The sequence below is a fragment of the Burkholderia sp. MSh2 genome (genome assembly GCF_000731655.1).
In the GTDB taxonomy this organism is placed as follows: Bacteria; Pseudomonadota; Gammaproteobacteria; order Burkholderiales; family Burkholderiaceae; genus Burkholderia; species Burkholderia paludis.
The window spans coordinates 1-21,272 of the sequence record NZ_JPGM01000005.1; the positions used below are offsets into that span (position 1 = coordinate 1).

General features: G+C 70.1%; 15 protein-coding genes. 11 read left to right on the forward strand and 4 right to left on the reverse strand.

Annotated features, from left to right (window positions below):
* Positions 1-33 precede the first annotated feature (33 nt).
* From GQ57_RS41295 to GQ57_RS03660, 11 genes are all read left to right on the forward strand, one after another.
* On the forward strand, positions 34-8,679 hold the full coding sequence (locus tag GQ57_RS41295; protein ID WP_235215014.1) for an autotransporter-associated beta strand repeat-containing protein: 8,646 nt from the start codon (positions 34-36) through the stop codon (positions 8,677-8,679).
* A gap of 307 nt (positions 8,680-8,986) precedes the next feature.
* Complete coding sequence (locus GQ57_RS03615; protein ID WP_034197100.1) at positions 8,987-10,267, forward strand: epoxide hydrolase family protein; 1,281 nt, start codon at positions 8,987-8,989, stop codon at positions 10,265-10,267.
* Between the two features lie 229 nt (positions 10,268-10,496).
* Positions 10,497-11,540, forward strand: coding sequence for an alpha/beta fold hydrolase (locus tag GQ57_RS03620; protein WP_034197101.1), 1,044 nt, complete (start codon positions 10,497-10,499; stop codon positions 11,538-11,540).
* A complete protein-coding gene (locus GQ57_RS03625) occupies positions 11,540-12,082 on the forward strand; it encodes a cytochrome P460 family protein (protein WP_034197102.1) in 543 nt (180 codons plus the stop codon). The genes GQ57_RS03620 and GQ57_RS03625 overlap by 1 nt, the downstream gene beginning before the upstream one ends.
* A 278-nt stretch (positions 12,083-12,360) precedes the next feature.
* Positions 12,361-12,687 (forward strand): DUF4148 domain-containing protein, encoded by a 327-nt coding sequence (locus GQ57_RS03630; protein ID WP_034197103.1) that lies wholly within the window; start codon positions 12,361-12,363, stop codon positions 12,685-12,687.
* Between the two features lie 84 nt (positions 12,688-12,771).
* Entirely contained in the window at positions 12,772-13,563 is a 792-nt protein-coding gene (locus GQ57_RS03635) for an alpha/beta fold hydrolase (protein WP_031398347.1), read from the forward strand.
* 410 nt (positions 13,564-13,973) lie between these two features.
* Positions 13,974-14,444 (forward strand): rhodanese-like domain-containing protein, encoded by a 471-nt coding sequence (locus GQ57_RS03640; protein ID WP_031398346.1) that lies wholly within the window; start codon positions 13,974-13,976, stop codon positions 14,442-14,444.
* Positions 14,445-14,471: 27 nt separating this feature from the next.
* A complete protein-coding gene (epsC, locus tag GQ57_RS03645) occupies positions 14,472-15,422 on the forward strand; it encodes a serine O-acetyltransferase EpsC (protein ID WP_031398345.1) in 951 nt (316 codons plus the stop codon).
* On the forward strand, positions 15,419-15,640 hold the full coding sequence (locus GQ57_RS03650; protein WP_031398344.1) for a helix-turn-helix domain-containing protein: 222 nt from the start codon (positions 15,419-15,421) through the stop codon (positions 15,638-15,640). The genes epsC and GQ57_RS03650 overlap by 4 nt, the downstream gene beginning before the upstream one ends.
* A 137-nt stretch (positions 15,641-15,777) precedes the next feature.
* Complete coding sequence (locus tag GQ57_RS03655) at positions 15,778-16,710, forward strand: family 2A encapsulin nanocompartment shell protein (protein ID WP_031398343.1); 933 nt, start codon at positions 15,778-15,780, stop codon at positions 16,708-16,710.
* The gene (locus GQ57_RS03660) at positions 16,685-18,697 is read left to right on the forward strand and encodes a family 2A encapsulin nanocompartment cargo protein cysteine desulfurase (protein WP_031398342.1); all 2,013 of its coding nucleotides are present in this window, start codon (positions 16,685-16,687) and stop codon (positions 18,695-18,697) included. Before GQ57_RS03655 ends, GQ57_RS03660 begins: the two co-directional genes overlap by 26 nt.
* Positions 18,698-18,754: 57 nt before the next feature.
* Here the strand turns inward: GQ57_RS03660 and GQ57_RS03665 are convergent, their stop codons facing one another.
* The 4 genes from GQ57_RS03665 to GQ57_RS03680 form a co-directional block, all read right to left on the reverse strand.
* A complete protein-coding gene (locus GQ57_RS03665) occupies positions 18,755-19,648 on the reverse strand; it encodes an acetylglutamate kinase (protein WP_034197104.1) in 894 nt (297 codons plus the stop codon).
* Between the two features lie 47 nt (positions 19,649-19,695).
* The gene (locus tag GQ57_RS03670) at positions 19,696-20,217 is read right to left on the reverse strand and encodes a PTS sugar transporter subunit IIA (protein ID WP_031398340.1); all 522 of its coding nucleotides are present in this window, start codon (positions 20,215-20,217) and stop codon (positions 19,696-19,698) included.
* Positions 20,218-20,350: 133 nt separating this feature from the next.
* Positions 20,351-20,569, reverse strand: coding sequence for a hypothetical protein (locus tag GQ57_RS03675; RefSeq protein WP_235212668.1), 219 nt, complete (start codon positions 20,567-20,569; stop codon positions 20,351-20,353).
* Between the two features lie 57 nt (positions 20,570-20,626).
* Entirely contained in the window at positions 20,627-20,998 is a 372-nt protein-coding gene (locus tag GQ57_RS03680; protein ID WP_031398338.1) for a DUF6697 family protein, read from the reverse strand.
* Between the last annotated feature and the right edge of the window lie 274 nt (positions 20,999-21,272).

Below are 21,272 nucleotides of genomic sequence, written 5' to 3' on the forward strand. Positions count from 1 at the left end.
GGGGCGGGCGGCGCGGGCATACTCGGCTCGAATGTGACGGTCACCAACAGCGGAACGATTTCCGGCGGATATGCGGACGGCGGCACCGGTGCGCAAGCCGCCGCGATTCTATTCACGGGGGGCGTCAACTCGCTCACGCTGGAGGCGGGCTCGACGATCAACGGCAACGTCGTGGCCTTCAGCGCCGCCGATACCCTCGCGCTCGGCGGCACCGCCAATGGCAGTTTCGATGTCAGCAAGATTGGCCCGGGCGCCGCGTATCAGGGATTCGGCGTCTTCCAGAAAACCGGCGCCGGCACGTGGACGCTGACGAACACGACTTCGGCCGTCACGCCCTGGACGGTTTCCGGCGGAACCCTCGCCATTTCTTCCGACGGCGCCCTGGGCGCCTCGACGGGCGCGCTCACGCTCGCCGGCGGTACGCTGCAGACGACGGCAGGCCTCACGTCCAGCCGCGGCGTGGTGCTGGGGAGCGGCGGCGGCACGATCGACACCGACGGCAACGCCGTCAGCTTCGGCGGAACGCTCAGCGGCGCGGGCGGCCTGACGGTCGCCAGCAGTCTCGACGGCGGCACGCTGACGCTGGGCGGCATGAACACCTATACGGGCGGCACGACGATCGATCGCGCCACGGTGGCCGTGTCGTCCGACGCGGGGCTGGGGGCGTCCTCGGGTTCGCTGACACTGTCCGGCGGCACGCTGCAAACGACGGCGGACATCACGTCCAGCCGCAACGTGGTTCTGAACGGCGGCGGCACCATCGACCGCAACGGGCACGCGTCCACCTTCAGCGGGGTGATCAGCGGCTCGGGGGCGCTGCTCGTCGACAGCAGCACCGGCAAAGGCACGCTGACGCTGAGCGGCGCGAACACCTATACGGGAGGAACGACCCTCGAGAGCGGCACGTTGGCGATTACGTCCGACGCCAGCCTGGGGGCGTCGTCGGGCACGGTGTCGCTCTACTTCGGCACGCTGCAGACGCTGGCGGGTGTCACGTCCGCCCGCAACGTGCTGCTGGGCGCCGGCGCCAACACGATCGATACCGACGGCAATCGCGCGAGCTTCAGCGGCGTGATCAGCGGCGCCGGCAGCTTGATCGCCGCCAGCAGCACGGGTAACGGCACGCTGACGCTGAGCGGCGCGAATACGTTCACGGGTGGTGCGACGGTCGAGACCGGCGCAACGCTGGCGATATCGTCCGACGCCAGCCTGGGGGCGTCCTCGGGCGCGTTGACGCTCGCCGGCGGCACGCTGCAAACGACGGCGGGCGTCACGTCCAGCCGTGCCGTGACGCTGGTCAATGGCGGCGGCACGATCGATACCGACGGTCAGGCGTCGACCCTTGGCGGAGTCGTCAGCGGCACGGGCGGCCTGAGCGTCGCCAGCAGCAGTGGCGCCGGCACGCTGACGTTGAGCGGCGCGAACACCTACGCGGGCGCGACGACGATCGGCAGCGGCGCGACGCTCGCGCTGAGCGGCGCGGGCAGCATCGCCCAGTCGAGCGGCGTGACCGACAACGGCGTGCTGGATGTTTCGGCCGTGACGCCCACGCCGGGCGGCGTGTCGATTACGAGCCTCTCGGGCTCGGGCCGCCTGATTGCGGGTAACGGGCGGTTGACGCTCACCAACGCGCAGGGTGCTTTCAGCGGCGTCATTTCCGGCAACAGCAGCCTCTGGATCAGCGGCGGCACCGAAGCGCTGAGCGGCGCGAACACCTATGCGGGCGGCACGACGATCCAGGGCAGCACGCTGGCCGTTTCGTCGGACGCGAACCTGGGCGCATCGTCCGGTATCCTGAGCTTCCTCGGCGGCACGCTCCAGACCACGACGGGCATGACCTCCAGCCGCGGCATGTTCCTGCAGACGATCGGCACGGTCGATACCGACGGTCAGGCGTCCACCTTCAGCGGTGTGCTCAACGGTTACGGCGCGCTGATCGTGACCAGCAGCGCCGGCGCCGGCAAGCTGACGCTGACCGGCGCCAACACGTACGCGGGACCGACCACCATTGCCGGCGGCGCCACCCTGGCGCTCGGCGGTACGGGCACCATTGCCCAGTCGCGAGGCGTGACCGACAACGGCACGTTCGATATCTCAGGCACGACGAGCGGTGCGTCGGTCAAGACGCTCTCGGGCGCGGGCGGCGTGACGCTGGGCAACCAGACGCTCACGCTCACCGGCGCAAGCGACCAGTTCTTCGGTGCGATATCCGGCAGCGGCGGGCTGACGCTGGCAAGCGGCACCGAAACGCTGGCGGGCGCGAACACCTACACGGGGGCCACGACGATCGCCGGCGGCGCGACGCTGGCATTGAGCGGCACGGGCGGCATCGCATCGGGTGCGGTCACCGACAACGGCACGCTCGACGTGTCGCGCGTAACGACCGGAGGCCAGATTGCGAGCCTGTCCGGCTCGGGCAGCGTGAACCTCGGCAACGAGACGCTGACGCTGACGAAGGCCGGCGACACCTTCAGCGGCGCGATGTCGGGCATCGGCGGCGGACTCACGATCGCCAGCGGCAGCGAAACGCTGAGCGGCGCGAATGCCTACATCGGCGTGACCACGATCGCCGGCGGCGCGACGCTGGCATTGAGCGGCGCGGGCAGCATCGCGTCGAGCGCGGTCGTCGACAACGGCACGCTGGACCTCTCGGGCGCGACGGCGGGCGCGTCGATCGCGAGCTTGGCGGGCCTGGGCGGCGTGACGCTGGGGAGCCAGACACTCACGCTGGCGACGGCCGGCGATACGTTCGGCGGCGTGATGTCGGGCAGCGGCGGGCTGACGCTGGAAGGCGGCACGGAAACGCTCGGCGGCGCGAACACCTACACGGGTGCGACCACGATCGCCGCCGGCGCGACGCTGGCATTGAGCGGTACGGGCAGCGTGGCCCGGTCGAGCGGCGTGATCGACAACGGCACGCTGGACCTCTCGGGCACGACGGCGGGTGCCTCGGTCGCGAGCCTGACGGGCCTGGGCGGCGTGACGCTGGGCAACCAGACGCTCACGCTCACGAATGCCGCAGGCGTGTTCAACGGCGCGATGTCGGGCAACGGCGGGCTGACGCTGGCCAGCGGCACCGAAACGCTGGGCGGCGCGAACACGTACTCGGGCGCGACCACGATCGCCGGCGGCGCGGTGCTGGCGCTGAGCGGTGCCGGCAGCATCGCGTCGAGCGGCGTGACCGACAACGGTACGCTCGACCTCTCGGGTACGACGAACGGTGCGTCGATCGCGAGCCTGTCCGGGTCGGGCGGCGTGACGCTGGGCAGCCAGACGCTGACGCTGACGAAGGCCGGCGACACCTTCGGCGGGGCGATTGCAGGCAGTGGCGGGTTGACGCTGGCCAGCGGCACCGAAACGCTGAGCGGCGCGAACACCTACACGGGCGCGACCACGATCGCCGGCGGCGCGACGCTGGCATTGAGCGGCGCGGGCAGCATCGCGTCGAGCGCGGTCGCCGACAACGGCACGCTGGATCTCTCGGGCGCGACGGCGGGCGTCTCGCTCGCGAGCCTGGCGGGTTCGGGCGGCGTGACGCTCGGCAACCAGACGCTCACGCTGACGAAGGCCGGCGACACCTTCAGTGGCGCGATATCCGGCAACGGCGGGCTGACGCTGGCGAGCGGCACCGAAACGCTGGGCGGCGCGAACACCTACACGGGCGCAACCACGATCGCCGGCGGCGCGACGCTGGCATTGAGCGGCACGGGCAGCGCTGCTTCAAGCAATGTCACCGACAACGGTACGCTGAACCTCTCGGGCGCGACGGCGGGCGCCGCGCTCGCGAGCCTGGCAGGTTCGGGCGGCGTGACGCTGGGCAACCAGACGCTCACGCTGACGAAGGCCGGCGACACCTTCGGCGGCGCGATGGCCGGCAGCGGCGGGCTGACGCTGGCGAGCGGCACCGAAACGCTGGGTGGCGCGAACACCTACACGGGTGCAACCACGATCGCCGGCGGCGCGACGCTGGCATTGAGCGGCACGGGCAGCGTGGCCAAGTCGAGCGGCGTGACCGACAACGGCACGCTGGACCTCTCGGGCACGACGGCCGGCGCGGCGGTCACGAGCCTGTCGGGTTCGGGCGGCGTGACGCTGGGCAACCAGACGCTCACGCTGACGAAGGCCGGCGACACCTTCAGTGGTGCGATTGCAGGCAATGGCGGGCTGACGCTGGCAAGCGGCACGGAAACGCTGGGCGGCGCGAGCACCTACACGGGCGCGACCACGATCGCCGGCGGTGCGAAGCTTGCGCTGAGCGGCGCGGGCAGCATCGCTTCGAGCGCGGTCAACGACAACGGCACGCTGGACCTTTCGGGCGCAACGGCGGGCGCCTCGCTCGCGAGCCTGTCGGGGTCGGGCGGCGTGACGCTGGGCGGCCAGACGCTCACGCTGACGAAAGGCGCGGGCGCCTTCGGCGGTGCGATGTCCGGCAGCGGCGGGCTGACGCTGGCGGGCGGCACGCAAACGCTGGGCGGTGCGAACACCTACACGGGGGCGACCACGATCGCCAGCGGCGCGACGCTCGCGCTGAGCGGCGCGGGCAGCGTGGCCCAGTCGAGCGGCGTGATCGACAACGGCACGCTGGACATCTCGGGCACGACGAACGGCGCCTCGGTCACGAGCCTGACGGGCTCGGGCGGCGTGACGCTGGGCAGCCGCACGCTCACGCTCACGAACGCGACCGGCGTCTACGGCGGCGCGATCTCCGGCACGGGCGGTCTCACGATCGCCAGCGGCACCCAGACCCTGACGGGGATCAGCACGTACACGGGCATCACGACGATCGGGAGCGCCGCCACGCTCATCCTGTCGAATGCGAACAACATCGCGCTGGGCAATGTCGTGGACTACGGCAAGATGATGGTCGAAGGCACGATCGGCGCATTGTCGGGTAACGGCAACCTCGCGCTCGGCGGCTCGGGGCTGACGCTTTCGGGCGCGAACGGCAGTTTCGGCGGCGTGATTTCCGGCGACAGCGGGCTGACGCTGGCGAGCGGCGTCGAAACGCTGGGTGGCGCCAATACCTATACGGGCGGCACGACGATCGAGGCCGGCACGCTGGTCGTGTCGTCGGACGCGAATCTGGGCGCCGCCTCGGGCTCGCTGACGCTCAATGGCGGTACGCTCCGGACGACGTCGGGCATCACGTCCAGCCGCAGTGTGACGCTGAACAGTCGCGGCGGCACGGTCGACACCGACGGCCAGGCGTCGACCCTCGGCGGCGTCATCGGCGGCGCGGGCGGCCTGAGCGTCACCAGCAGCAACGGTGCCGGCACGCTGACGTTGAGTGGGGCGAACGCCTATACGGGCGTGACGCTGATCGACAGCGGCGCGACGCTCGCGCTGAGCGGCGCGGGCAGCATCGCCCAGTCGGCCGGCATCGTCGACGACGGCGCGCTGGACCTCTCCGGCACGACGGCCGGCGCGTCGATCTCGACCCTCCTGGGTTCGGGGAGCGTGACGCTCGGCAACCAGACACTGACGCTGACCAAGGCCGCGAACACGTTCAGCGGCGCGATTGCGGGCAACGGCGGGCTGACGCTGGCGAGCGGCGCCGAAACGCTGGGCGGCGCGAACACCTACACGGGCGCAACCACGATCGCCGGCGGCGCGACGCTGGCATTGAGCGGTACGGGCAGTGTGGCCCGGTCGAGCGGCGTGATCGACAACGGGACGCTGGACCTCTCGGGCACGACGGCGGGTGCGTCGCTCGCGAGTCTGGCGGGTTCGGGCGGGGTCACGCTGGGCAGCCAGACGCTCACGCTGACGAAGGCCGGCGATACTTTCGGCGGCGCAATTGCCGGCAGCGGCGGGCTGACGCTGGCGAGCGGCACCGAAACGCTGGGCGGCGCGAACACGTACACGGGCGCGACCGCGATCGCCGGCGGCGCGGTGCTGGCGCTGAGCGGTGCCGGCAGCATCGCGTCGAGCGCGGTTACCGACAACGGTGTGCTCGATCTCTCGGGTACGACGGCGGGTGCTGCGGTCACGAGCCTGTCGGGGTCGGGCGGCGTGACGCTGGGCAACCAGACGCTCACGCTGACGAAGGCCGGCGATACCTTCAGTGGTGCGATTGCAGGCAACGGCGGACTGACACTGGCAAGCGGCAGCGAAACGCTGAGCGGCGCGAACACCTACTCGGGCGCGACCACGATCGCCGGCGGCGCGACGCTGGCATTGAGCGGCACGGGCAGCATCGCGTCGAGCGCGGTCACCGACAACGGCACGCTGAACCTCTCGGGCGCGACGGCGGGCGTCTCGCTCGCGAGCCTGTCGGGGGCGGGCGGCGTGACGCTGGGCAGCCAGACGCTCACGCTGACGAAAGGCGCGGGCGCCTTCGGCGGTGCGATGTCCGGCAGCGGCGGGCTGACGCTGACGGGCGGCACGCAAACGCTGGGCGGTGCGAACACCTACACGGGGGCGACCACGATCGGCCGCGGCGCAACGCTGGCGTTGAGCGGCACGGGCAGCGTGGCCCAGTCGAGCGGCGTGATCGACAACGGGACGCTGGACATCTCGGGCACGACGAACGGCGCCTCGGTCACGAGCCTGACGGGCTCGGGCGGCGTGACGCTGGGCAGCCGCACGCTCACGCTCACGAACGCGACCGGCGTCTACAGCGGCGCGATTTCCGGCACCGGCGGTCTCACGATCGCCAGCGGTAGCCAGACCCTGACGGGGATCAGCACCTATTCGGGCATCACGACGATCGGGAGCGCCGCCACGCTCATCCTGTCGAACGCGAACAACATCGCGCTGGGCAATGTCGTGGATAACGGCAAGCTGGTGGTCGAAGGCGCGATCAGCGCGTTGTCGGGCACCGGCAACGTCACGCTCGGCAACGCGGGGCTGGCGCTTTCCGGCGTGAACGGCAGTTTCGGCGGCGTGATTTCGGGCGGCAGCGGGCTGACGATGACCAGCGGCACGCAGACGCTCACCGGTGCGAACACGTACGCGGGCGCCACCACGATCGCCAGCGGCGCGGAACTGGCGCTGAGCGGCGCGGGCAGCATTGCGCAGTCGAGCGGCGTCACCGTCAACGGAACCCTGAACCTCTCGGGTACGACGAGCGGCGCCTCGGTCGCGAACCTGGCCGGCGGCGGCATGGTCGAGCTCGGCAGCCGGACGCTCACGCTCACGAACGCCGCCGGCACTTTCGGCGGGACCTTCAACGGCACGGGCAAGCTGCTGGTCTCGGGCAACAGCGGATCGCTGATCGTCAACGGCAACAGCGCGGGGTTCAGCGGCATCACCGAAGTGGCGCAGGGCCGGCTCGAGGTGGGCGACATCGATACGCCTTCGGCCAGGCTCGGCGGCGACGTCCTGGTCGATCTGCCGGGTACGCTGCGCGGCCATGGCACGGTGGCGGGCAGCGTGACGAACAACGGCACGGTCATGCCGGGCGGCTCGATCGGTACGCTGACGGTGGGGGGCAACTACAAGCAGGCCGGCAATGCCACGCTGGCGGTCGAGGTCAGCCCGACGGCGGCGTCCCAGCTGAAGGTCAACGGCGCCGCGACGCTGGGCGGCACGCTGGCGATCACCTACGATCCGGGCACGTATTCGGCGAAGCAGTACACGCTCGTTGCGGCCCAGAGCCTGAGCGGCACGTTCGGCAACGTCACCAGCACCGGCACCGCGAACCTCGGTACCCTGACGCCGTCGATCGCGTACGGCGCGACCGCCGTCGACCTCACGCTGAACGCGCCCGGCGCGCCGGCTACGCCGGGCGCGCCGGTCGTGGTCGCACCGGTCGACACCGGCATCTATACGGCGGTGGGCACGTCGGTCGCGCTCGGCGCCCAGGCGGCCGGCAGCGCGCTGCTCGATCGTCTCGACCGCGCATCGGCCGCGACGGCCGCGAACCCGGACGGCTGGATCACCGCGACGGCCAGCCAGACCAAGGTCGGCGGCGCGAACGGCGCGCCCGGCTTCCAGTCGACCCGCTACGGCTTCCTTGCCGGGCTCGACCAGAAGCGCGGCGACTATACGGTCGGGGTGGCCGCGAGCTACAGTCACGCGGACATCGGCGAGCAGGTCACCGGCGACACGGGCACGACCGACACGCTGCGCGCCGCGCTGTACGGCAGCCGCTTCGTGGGGCCGGTGAACCTCGCGGCGACGCTGGGCGCGGGCCTCGACTTCCTTGCGCAGAAGCGCCCGCTCGGCGTGCCGGGCAGCGCCACGGGCGACCACATGGGCCAGGAAGTGACCACGGGCGCGCAGGCCAGCCTGCCGCTCGCATTCGGCGGCGTGACGCTGACCCCGCGTATCGGCCTGCGTTACGCCTACTTCCATGCGAACGGTTTCGGCGAAAGCGGGGCGGGCGGCCAGGACCTGAACGTCGGCACCGACAACGTCCACAGCCTGCAGCCCTATGCCGGCGTCACGCTCGACCAGGCCTTCGGCAGCGAACTCAAGCCGGTGAACGTGCAGTTGCGCTTGGGTTACGCCCGCGAGGTGCTCGACACGCACCGCGCGATCACGGTTGCCGCGCAGGACGGGACGCAGTTCGCGGCGCCGGGGACGAACTTGCCGCACGGGTATCTCTCGACCGGTGCCGGTGTCTCGATGCATCTGTCGAAGCGCCTCGACGTGTCGTTGAACTACGACGCCGTCATCAACACCGGGGGGGCGTCGATGCAGCAGGGCAGCGTCCGGGTGGGCTACCAGTTCTGAACGCGGGCCGGGCCGCCGGCCGGCAGCGCCATGCGGGGGCGGTCGGCCGCCCCCCGTCGTTCAAACAGGACAAGCACGAGAGAGCGTGACCGCGTCACGGCCCGAAACCGGGCGTCGGCGGCTTCCTGTCGCCGCGCAGCCACCGCAAGCGGCTGCTACATACACATACAAACGGGACAAATCCCGGATACATCGAACCTTTCAAATGAGCGACGCCGCGTGACGAGGGCGCGCCGGATTGAAAGCCACGGTGCGCTTGCGCGCGCGGCATGTTCACTTTCCACTTCACGAAAGGAGATGCCGCACGATGTCTTCCACACCGTTTTCCCCGATGCGTCGCCACCTGCTGGCCACATCCGTGGCCGCCGGGGTCTCGGCGATGCTGCCCACGGCGGCGCTGCGTGCCGCGACCGGCGCGAGCGGCATACGCCCGTTCACCGCCCACATTCCCGACGACGCCGTGGCCGACCTGCGGCGCCGCATCGCCGCGACGCGCTGGCCGGGCCGCGAGACCGTCGCCGACGAATCGCAGGGCGTGCGGCTCGCGCGCATGCAGGCGCTGCTGCGCTACTGGGGCACCGAGTACGACTGGCGCAAGGGCGAGGCGCGCCTGAACGGCTTCCCGATGTTCATCACGGAAATCGACGGGCTCGACATTCACTTCATCCACGTGCGCTCGCGGCACGAGAATGCGCTGCCGTTGATCATGACGCACGGCTGGCCCGGTTCGATCTTCGAGTTGCTGAAGGCGATCGGGCCGCTGACCGACCCGACCGCGCACGGCGCGAGCGCGGACGATGCGTTCCATGTCGTCGTGCCGTCGTTGCCGGGCTTCGGTTTCTCCGGGCGGCCGACGCAAACCGGCTGGGGTTCCGACCATATCGCGCGCGCATGGGGCGAGCTGATGGCGCGCCTCGGCTATACGCGCTTCGTGTCGCAGGGCGGCGACTGCGGCTCGGTGATCTCGCACCGGATGGCGATGCAGCGCGTGCAGGGGCTGGCCGGGATACACGTGAACATGCCGGCGACGGTGCCGCCGGACATCGCGACGCTGCTCGCGACCGATGCGCCCGCGCCGGCGTCGCTGTCGCCGAAGGAGAAGGCCGCGTACGAGAAGCTCGCGACGTTCTATCGCGACAACTGCGGCTACTCGGCGATGATGGTCACGCGCCCGCAGACGGTCGGCTATGCGCTCGCCGATTCGCCGTCCGGGCAGGCCGCGTGGATGTTCGACAAGATCTCGCAGTGGACGTACAGCGGCGGCGTGCCCGAACGCTCGATTCCGCGCGACGAGATTCTCGACGACATCTCGCTGTACTGGCTGACGAACACCGCGACATCGGCCGCGCAGATCTACTGGGAGGATCACTCGAACAACTTCAACGCGGTGGATATCGCGCTGCCGGCCGCGATCACGGTGTTCCCCGGCGAGATCTACCAGGCGCCGCGCAGCTGGGCCGAGCGCAGCTATCGCAACCTGATCTACTTCAACGAAGTCGACAAGGGCGGGCATTTCGCGGCATGGGAGGAGCCTGACCTGTTTGCCCGCGAGGTGCGGGCCGGGTTGCGGCCGTTGCGTCGCGCGTAGGCGAGGACGCCCGGAAGCGTCGTTTCCCCGGCGATTTTTGAATCGCTGTATGTCGTGTTCGCACGCGGATACGTTGGGATACAAAGCCTTCCGGGCGTTCCGCTATAAAACCGGTGAAGCGCTTCACGCGGCGGCGCGGTTCGATGTGCGGCCGCCGCGAACGGCGCGACCCGAATGCCCGCACGTGCCGCGGGCGCCTTCCTTGGAAACCGACACTGGAGAACACGTCATGCCCGATACCGTGAATACCCGCCGCCGCCTGATCCTGGGCTCGACCCTGGCGAGCCTGAGCCTCGCCGACCTCGGATTCGGCGCGCTGGCGCAGGCGCAGCCGGCGCCCGACGCCCCGGCGGCGCAGCGCCCGGCCGGCGTCGCGTCGCTGGGCACGATCCACCAGATCGACGCGGGCGTGCTCAACGTCGGGTATGCGGACCTCGGGCCGAGGGACGGCCCCGCGGTGTTCCTGCTGCACGGCTGGCCGTACGACATCCACAGCTATGCGGACGTCGCGCCGCTGCTGGTCGCGGCCGGCTATCGCGTGATCGTGCCTTACCTGCGCGGCTACGGCACGACGACGTTCCGTTCGGCCGACACGGTGCGCAACGGCCAGCAGGCGGTGACGGCCGTCGACATCGTCGCGCTGATGGACGCGCTGAAGATCGAGCGCGCGGTGTTCGGCGGCTACGACTGGGGCGCGCGCACCGCCGACATCGTCGCGGCGCTGTGGCCGCAGCGCGTGAAGGCGCTGGTGTCGGTGAGCGGCTACCTGATCGGCAGCCAGGAGGCGAACCGCAAGCCGCTGCCGCCGCAGGCCGAATTCCAGTGGTGGTACCAGTTCTACTTCACGACCGAGCGCGGCGCGCTGGGCTATGCGGCGAACCGAGATGCGTTCAACAAGCTGATCTGGCAACTCGCGTCGCCGAAGTGGCAGTTCTCCGACGAGACCTACGCGCGCACGGCGGCATCGTTCCGGAATCCCGATCATGTGGCCGTCGTGATCCACAACTATCGCTGGCGCCTCGGGCTCGCGAAGGGCGAGGCGCAATACGACGAGATCGAGCGGCGGCTGGCGGCGGGGCCCGTCATCACGGCGCCGACGATCACGATGGAAGGCGACGCGAACGGCGCGCCGCATCCGGAGCCGGCCGCGTATGCGAAGAAGTTCGCGGGCAAGTACCAGCACCGGACGATCTCCGGCGGCATCGGCCACAACCTGCCGCAGGAAGCGCCGCAGGCGTTCGCCGACGCAATCCTGCAAGTGGAGCAGCTGTGATGCGGGCGGGCGTGGGGGAGTGGCGTCGCGGTGCGCGCCGCGCGCTCGTCGCGGGCGTGCTGCTGGCCGGCGTGTGGGCTGCCGGCGGGCCGGCAGCGTTCGCGGAGCAGCCGAAGCCGGCGGCGGCCGTGTCGCCGATCTACGGCGTGTCGATTCCGCCCGGCTACCGCAAGTGGGAAATGGTCGCGCCGGCCGAAGAGGCCGCGCCGCTCGACGAGCTGCGCGTGGTGCTCGGCAACCCCGTCGCGATCCGCGCGCTCGAACAGGCGACGCTGCCGTTCCCCGACGGCGCGATCCTCGTGAAGCTCGCGTACAAGCGCAGGCAGTCCGACGAGTTCGCGCCGGCGACGGTGCCCGGCCACGCGACGACCGTGCAGGTGATGGTGAAGGATTCGCGACGCTATGCGTCGACGGGCGGCTGGGGCTACGGGCGTTTCATCGACGGCGTGCCGGCCGACATCGGCCAGCACCAGACGTGTTTCGCGTGCCACCAGGCGCGGGTGAAGAACCACGACGACGTGTTCACGCGGCTCGCGCCATGACGTGAGCGCGCGTGACCGGCGAAGCGAAAGGCGTGCCGCGCGAGGCACGCCTTTTTTCATGGGTGCGCGGGGAGCTGGAAGCGCGGCGGCGGGCGGATGTGTATCGCAGCGTATCCGCGGGCGTTCCGGACAAACAGGCATGCGTAAAGCCCCGGTTCCGGAAACATGCCGGATACGTGCGCGGGTTCTACTGTCGACATGCAGCAAACGTTCGATGCCGGAAACATGCATCGGATGCCGAATGATCGACAGACCCATTTCCTTGAAGGAGAACCCTGATGAAAGCCGCCCGAATCCTCGCCGTTGCCGCGCTCGCCGCCGTCCCCGCCTGGTCGTTCGCCGATACCGCGGGCCATGGCCTGACGCGTGCCGACGTGCGTGCCGAACTCGTCCGCCTCGAACAGGCCGGCTACCACCCGGCGCAGAGCGAGCCGCACTACCCGGACGACATCGCCGCCGCGCTGCAGGTCGCGCGCTCCGACCAGAACGGCCCGTCGAAGTCGCAGGGCGACAACATGGCCGATGCATCGACGCCTGCCGGCCATCGGGATGCCCCGTCGCGCGCCGGGCGGAACGCCGCCGACGACCTGTATGCCCATTCGTGACCCGGCGCCGCGTCCGCCGCATGCGGGCGCGGCTGCTGCCGAGGCACGTCATTCGAACGACACGACAGAGAAAGGAGCAGGACGATGGCCGGTTTGATGAAACGCGTACTGGTATCCGCCGCGATGGTCGGCGGACTGGGCAGTGCGGTCGCGGCGCACGCCGCGCCGAAGGCGGACCTGAAGGGCACCAACGTCGTGCTCGTGCACGGCGCGTTCGCCGACGGGTCGAGCTGGAACCGCGTGATCCCGCTGCTCGAGGCGCGCGGGCTGCACGTGGTGTCGGTGCAGAATCCGCTGAGTTCGCTCGCGGACGACGCGGCCGCCACGAAGCGCGCGATCGACGGGCAGAAGGGGCCGGTCGTGCTGGTGGGCCATTCGTGGGCCGGCGTCGTGATCAGCGAGGCCGGCAACGACGACAAGGTGAAGTCGCTCGTCTATGTCGCGGCGTTCGCGCCCGACAGCGGCCAGTCGATCGCCGATGTCACGCAAGGGCTGCCTGCGCCCGCATGGGCCGGTGAGCTGCGCAAGGATGCGGGCGGTTTCGCGACGCTGTCGGACCAGGCGATCGCGCAGGATTTCGCGCCGGACCTGCCGCCCGCGCAGCAGCACCTCGTCGCGGCGACACAGGGGCCGTGGTACGGCGGGTGCCTCTCGGAGAAGGTCGCGCAGGCCGCGTGGCACGCGAAGCCGTCGACGTTCGTCGTGACGACGCAGGACAGGATGATCGATCCGGCGTTGCAGGAGGCGATGGCGAAGCGGATCGGCGCGACGGTCGCGCGCGTGAACGGCAGCCATGTCGCGATGCTGAGCCGGCCGACGGCCGTGGCCGACGCGATCATCGCGGCGGCGGAGCGGGCGCAGCGGGATGCGCGGTGAGCGGTGCGATGTCGCGCGGCCGGACGGTCGCGCGGCGCGTCGGCTCAGGCGGGGCGCGAAACGCCGAAACGCCGGATGCAATCATGAAGTGACTGCAAGCTTGTCCCGGCAAGCCGGCGTTTCATCCCGCGGGATCCCGCCCGGCGATTCCGCGCGTGCCGTCCTCCCCGGACGGCTGCATGCCATCCGGCCCTTTTCATCGTCCTGACGTCTCGCCATGCAACAGTGCACGCGATTGTTCGCCTCTGCGATTGCCTATCTCCCGACGCTGATTAGGAAATGAATTTTTATTGGTTCTGCTTCCCGTAGCGCACTCGCATAGTGACGTTGACGGCTATAGACTGCACAACAGCTGCACGGGCCGCCTCCCAGGTTTTTGTCATACCAATATACAAGGACAAGGAAGCGTCATGACGTATGCATTGGAAGAACGAACCACCGCGCAGCAGGCGCTCGAAGACGCCCGCGCGGCCGCCGCCGCAGCCGGCACGCCCTACGCGGGCGGCGTGGCGCCCGAAGCCGCATGGGCGCTGTTTTCCGCCGGCGATGCCGTGCTGGTCGACGTGCGCACCGCAGAGGAGCGCAAGTTCGTCGGCCACGTGCCGGAATCGCTGCACGTACCGTGGGCAACCGGTACGAGCCTGACCCGCAATCCGCGTTTCGCGCGCGAACTCGAAGCGAAGACGGGCAAGGATGCCGTCGTGCTGCTGCTGTGCCGCAGCGGCAACCGTTCCGCGCAGGCGGCGGAGGCCGCGACCAAGGCGGGCTTCACGCAGGTGTTCAACGTACTCGAGGGTTTCGAGGGCGACCTCGACGAGCAGCAGCACCGCGGCGGCCGCAACGGCTGGCGGCGCCACGGCCTGCCCTGGGTGCAGGACTGATCGGCGAGCGCAACGGGGAATACGCAGATGGCCGCATTCGATATCGCCGAAATTGTCCAGTCGCTCCAGACCGTGCGCCGTGCGTGGCGCGAGAAGCAGCGCCGCTCGCTCGAACCGGGCGGGCGCGACCTGCCGGCGCGCGAGGCGCTCGCGCAGATCGTCGGCGCGCTGAAAGGCGTGCTGTTTCCGATGCGGCTCGGGCCGCCGGACCTGCGCCAGGAGAGCGAGAACTTTTACGTGGCGCATGCGCTCGATGCGGCACTGAACGCGCTGCTCGCGCAGGTGACGCTGGAGCTGCGCTACGCGGCGCGCCAGCGCAGCGCGGCGGGAACGGTCGACGAGCCCGCATCGGAGGTGGTGCAGGCGTTCGCCGCCCGCCTCCCCGAGATTCGCCGGCTGCTCGACAGCGACGTGCTGGCCGCATTCCACGGCGATCCGGCGGCCGGCAGCGTCGACGAGGTGCTGCTGTGCTACCCGGGCATCCTCGCGATGATCCATCACCGGCTCGCGCACGAACTGTACGGGCTCGGGCTGCCGCTGCTCGCGCGGATCATCGCCGAGCAGGCGCATGCGGAAACGGGCATCGACATCCATCCGGGCGCGCGTATCGGCGGCGGCTTCTTCATCGACCACGGCACGGGTGTCGTGATCGGCGAGACGGCGATCATCGGCGAGCGCGTGCGCGTGTACCAGGCGGTCACGCTCGGCGCGAAGCGGTTCCCGCGCGATGCGGCCGGCCATCTGGAGAAAGGGCTCGCCCGTCATCCGATCGTCGAGGACGACGTGGTGATCTACGCGGGCGCGACGATCCTCGGCCGCGTGACGATCGGGCGCGGCGCGGTGATCGGCGGCAACGTGTGGCTGACGCAGGACGTGCCGCCCGGCGCGAACGTGACCCAGGCCGTGCTGCGCAGCGAGGCGAGCGCCGCGCCGCGCGTGCCGGCGGAACCGGTTTCCGTTGCACAGGTGGCGTCATGAGCGATCTCATTCATCACTTCGGCGCCACCGTGCGCAAGATGCGCGAAGCGCGCACGTGGTCGCAGGAGCAGCTTGCCGAGCATGCGGGGCTGAACCGCTCGTACGTCGGCGAGATCGAGCGCGGCGAGGCGATCGCATCGATCGTCACGGCCGACAAGCTCGCGCGGGCGTTCGACGTGTCGATCTCGACGCTGTTGCCGGGCGCCTACGTCACCTGACGCCGCCTGTTTCATTTCCCTTTCGGTTGCGCGCGACTTGACGGCTATAGCATGTTGAGCCGGCGGGCGCGCGCTTCCGATAATCACCCAGCGTCATAAGCAATCCCGTTTTTCATCTTAAGAACCCGGAGCTACACATGTCGACCGTTGCAAGCGGCACGGCTGCGCTGAGCGATCACGCCGCCCGCCAACTAGCGAACGCTACCAAGACCGTCCCGCAGCTTTCCACGATCACGCCGCGCTGGTTGACCCATCTGCTGCAATGGGTGCCGGTCGAGGCCGGCATCTATCGCCTGAACCAGGTGAAGAACCCGGAAGCCGTGCGCGCCGCATGCACGCAGCTCGAGGACGAAAGCGTGCTGCCGCAGACCTTCGTGCCCTACGAAGAGCAGCCGCGCGAGTATTTCCTGAACGCGGTGAGCACGGTGCTCGACGTGCATACGCGGATCTCCGACCTGTACAGCAGCCCGCACGACCAGATCAAGGAACAGCTGCGCCTGACGATCGAGACGATCAAGGAGCTGCAGGAAAGCCAGTTGATCAACAACCCGGACTACGGGCTGCTCGCGAACGTGACCGACGAACAGCGGATCTTCCCGCTGACGGGCGCGCCGACGCCGGACGATCTCGACGAACTGCTGACCAAGGTGTGGAAGGAACCGGCGTTCTTCCTCACGCACCCGCTCGCGATCGCCGCGTTCGGCCGCGAATGCACGCGGCGCGGCGTGCCGCCGCCGACGGTCAGCCTGTTCGGTTCGCAGTTCATCACGTGGCGCGGCATTCCGCTGATCCCGTCGGACAAGGTGCCGGTCGCGGACGGCAAGACCAAGATCCTGCTGCTGCGCGTCGGCGACAAGCGGCAGGGCGTCGTCGGCCTGTATCAGCCGGGCGTGGCCGGCGAACAGGGCCCGGGCCTGTCGGTGCGCTTCATGGGGATCAACAACCAGGCGATCGCGTCGTACCTGATCTCGCTGTACTGCTCGCTCGCGGTCCATTCGCCGGATGCGCTGGCTGTCCTCGATGACGTCGAAATCGCCAAGTACCATGACTATCCCGACACCTACCGTTAATCCGGGCCTGGGCGGCGACGCACCCGCGTTGCCGCACGCGCCGCCGTTGCCGGCCGGCCTGCCCGACCCGGCGATGCTCGCGCGGCTCGCGTCCGAGTTCTTCGCGACGCCGCCGGGGCAGGCCACCGCGCCCGAGGTGTCGGCGGGCAGCGGGGCGGTCGGCGGCGTGCCGTCGGCGCTGCCGGCGGCCGCGCCGATCCTCGCGTCGGTGAGCAATCCTGCACCGGCCGGCTCGCCGCTCGCGGGGCCGGGCGGCACGGGCACCGGCGTGCCGGGCTTCGCGCCGCCGCAGGGGAAGGTGGCCGGTGCGAACCTCGCGCCGTCGGCGCCGACTCATGTGCTGTCGCTCGGCAACCGCGTGCCCGCGCTCGCGCCGCATGCGGCCGCGCAGAACGGCTTGCCCGACAGCGTGGTGACGATCGCGCCGGCGCTGGAGCCGCGTATCGGCGGCGCGGCGCTCGGCGTGCCGCAGGCGAATGCGGTGACCGTGGAGGAGGGCGCGAAGGCCGCGCCGGCCGCCGCGTCGCCGTACTACTTCACCGACGGTACGCGGCAGGGCTGGCAGGCCACGCCGCAGGACATCGTCGTGCCGTCGCACGGCCTGGCGTCGCCGGAAGCGTTCGGGCTGCCGGGCGAGGAGGCGCTGCGCGAACTGCTGGCGGTGCGTCGCGACGCGCCGTCCGCACGCACGCCGGGAACGGACGTGCCGCGCTACTTCATCGACGACGCGCGGGCCGCCGAGCCGCACGCCCTGGCGGGCGGCGCGCACCCGCCGTTCGACGTCAACGCGATCCGCCGCGATTTCCCGATCCTGCAGGAGCGCGTGAACGGCAAGCAGCTCGTGTGGTTCGACAACGCGGCGACGACGCACAAGCCGCAGGCGGTGATCGACCGGCTCGCGTATTTCTATGCGCACGAGAACTCGAACATCCACCGCGCCGCGCATGCGCTGGCCGGCCGCGCGACGGATGCGTACGAGCACGCGCGGGAAACCGTGCAACGCTTCATCGGCGCTTCGTCGCCGGACGAGATCGTGTTCGTGCGCGGCACGACCGAGGCGATCAACCTGATCGCGAAGAGCTGGGGCGTGCAGAACGTCGGCGAAGGCGACGAGATCGTCGTGTCGCATCTCGAGCATCACGCGAACATCGTGCCGTGGCAGCAGCTTGCCGCGCAGAAGGGGGCGAAGCTGCGCGTGATTCCGGTCGACGATTCGGGGCAGGTTCTGCTCGACGAATACCGGAAGCTGCTCAACGACCGCACGAAGATCGTGTCCGTCACGCAGGTGTCGAACGCGCTCGGCACGGTCGTGCCGGTGAAGGAGATCGTCGAGCTTGCGCATCGCGCGGGCGCGAAGGCGCTGGTCGACGGGGCGCAGTCGATCTCGCACATGCGCGTGGACGTGCAGGCGCTCGATGCGGATTTCTTCGTGTTCTCCGGGCACAAGATCTACGGGCCGACCGGGATCGGCGTCGTGTACGGCAAGCGCGCGATCCTCGACGACATGCCGCCCTGGCAGGGCGGCGGCAACATGATCGCGGACGTGACGTTCGAGCGCACGGTGTTCCAGCCGCCGCCGAACCGCTTCGAGGCCGGCACCGGCAACATCGCGGATGCGGTGGGGCTCGGCGCCGCGCTCGACTACGTGAGCCGGATCGGCATCGAGAACATCGCGCGCTACGAGCACGACCTGCTCGCGTATGCGACGAGCGTGCTCGCGCCGGTGCCGGGCGTGCGGCTGGTCGGCACCGCGCGCGACAAGGCGAGCGTGCTGTCGTTCGTGCTGAAGGGCTACGAGACCGAGGAGGTCGGGCAGGCGCTGAACGAAGAGGGCATCGCGGTGCGCTCGGGGCATCACTGCGCGCAGCCGATCCTGCGGCGTTTCGGGCTCGAGGCCACGGTGCGGCCGTCGCTCGCGTTCTACAACACGTGCGACGAGGTCGATGCGCTGGTGCGCGTCGTGCGGCGTCTGGCGACGCGTCGCTGAGGCCGTACGCCGGCGGCGGCCCGCAAGGGTCGCCGCCGGCGCTTCATGGCCGCGCGGTCAGAAACGCACGACCTGCTTCTGCTCGACGCTGAAGCCGTCGCGCAGCACGCTGGCCGAATCCGCGAAGTAGCGGCGGGTTTCCGACAGCAGGTCGGTGTTGCCGCGCCGGCAGAACACCACCCCCGATCCTTCCTCCGTCAGCAGTTCATCGATCAGCGATTCGGGTTGCCCGAGATCGGCGAGATGGACGTTCTGCACGCCGTGCGCGAGCGCATCGAGTGCGTCCCGCACGCACGGGGCCGCCGCCGCCGCCGGATGCTCGGCAAGCCATTGCTCGAGCTCGGTGATGCCGTACAGCCCCGCCAGTTCGCCGAGTTCGCCCAGCAGCGTGCCGTTCACCATCATCACCAGCGTGACGGCGCCGGTGCGCTGCGCGAACAGGCTGCCGAGCCGTTCCGGGCGCAGCAGGCGATCGCGGCCTCCGTCGTCCGGGGCGACCGGCATCACGACGGGCACCAGCCCGTTCGCGAGAAACGCATCCAGCGCGGCGCCGTCGAACCGGGCGACCGCGCCCGTGCCGTCGCGGCCGGATTCCGCGCTCGCGACCAGCAGGCCGCCGTCGTGGCCGTCGATGCCGATCGCCCTCGCGCCGTGACTGCCGATCAGGCGCACCAGTTCATGATTGACGCCCGCCATCTCGGCGTGCACGACGTGGATCGACGGCGTGCCGGACGCGGCCGGCACGCCCTGGATCACGATCGGACGCACGCCGGTGAGTGCGAGCAGCGCGACGTCCTGCGCGAGCGACTGGCGCGCGCGCGCGTCGTTCGTCGCGCCGCCGTCGACGATGACGACGGTCTGCCCGTGCAGCGCCTGCATGAACGGCAGCGAGCGGGCCAGGCCGGCGACGCGCCGCGAGGTCGGAATGGGACTTTCAGGGTCTGGGAACATGGGAATCCGAAGTAATGAAGAGGGGCCTGTCGCCGCGCCGTGCGGCGTCAGTTCGCGCGTTGCATGAGACGGTGAATGTCGTCGGGCGTCAGCGCATCGCGCGACGCCTGCCGGAACGGACGGTCGCTGAAGCAGCGCGCCGCGTCGGCGAGCAGTTCGAGGTGCGCGCGGTCGTCCTCCTTCGGCAGTACCAGCACGATGAACTCGCGCACCGGCTTGCGGTCTGGCGCGTTGAACGCGAACGGGTACAGCGCGCGCACGAACAGCGCGGCGGCCGAGCGGAGCCCGTCGACCCGCGCATGCGGAATCGCGACGCCCTGGCCGAGGCCGGTCGAGCCGAGCTGTTCGCGCTTCGTCAGCTCGGTCCGGATGCGCTCGGCGGACACGCCGCTGCCGCGCGCGATGTACTGCGCGGCGAGGTCGAACAACTGGATCGCGCTTTCGACCGGCACGTCGAGCAGGATGCGCTCCGGCGGACACGCGTGCGCGAGCCGGGTCGCGAACGGCGTGCCGCCGCGTCGATGGGGAAGGTCGGATGGGCCGCCGGCGGCGGCCTGTTGCGTTTGCATGCGGATTTCTCCGTGTCGGGATGACAGGGAAATCCTAGACAAAAGCGCGTAAAGACGGTGTCAGAGACGCGGGGGCCCGGTATTAAAATGTCGTATCGATCGACGGCCGATGCCGGGCCCGGCACGCGCGGCTTCAGGTGCCCGACAGCACGAACGGCAGCGTCGCCAGCAGAAACACCGAAATGCCGATCACGGGCGCGTCGAACGCGATCGCCGCGAACGCCACCGCGGCGCTGGCCAGCACGAGCGTCCGCGACATCCTGCGATGCCGGTCGTGCGCGATCGTCCGGTCGTCGCGAATGGCATCGGTTCGCGCGCCGATCACGTGTTTCCAGAACGTGAAGCCAAGCATGATTGCTCCTGTATGAAAGACGCCCGCGCCGGGTGCGGGATGCGCCCGGCCGGCGCGTCAGCTGCGTTTGAGCTTCAGCACGCGCGAGATCTGTGCGGGCGTGAAGCCGCTGTTGCGTACGTACGGCGCGCAGTCGAGCGGCGCGGTGAGCGATTCGCTGACGACGTACTGGCCGACGAAGCGGTACGCATCGGTGGCCATCCGGATGAACACCGGGATCGCGTCGCGCTGCGCGGCGAGCGTCCTGCCGGCCGAGCGCGCTGACGCGCTGCCGTCGCACAGGATCACGTCGGGCGCATGCGGGTTGAGGTCCGCGCGCAGGCAGGCGGCCACGACCCTGCCGTTCCTGGTCGGCAGGAATGCCTGCTTGCTGCCGCCGCAGGCGGTGTGGATGAATTCGCGCGTGTATTGCTTGTCGATTTCGAACATGATCGGGCTCCGGTGGCGGAAATGTCCGCCTTTAAATAAGGGATGCGAAACATATAGACCGGATCGGCGGCCGGCTGCGGGCAGGCGATCGATCGTTGCCGGTACGGCGGATCGATGGCGCGTCGTGGCACGGGTTTGCCCCGCGGGCACGCTTGCGCGCACGATGCGCGATCAACGCATCGACGTCGTGTTCAAGCGTGCGCGGGAAGGACTACGGCGCGCACCGTCCGCCTGTCGGCAGGACGGTGGCTATGGAAGAAGGAAGCGCAGGCGT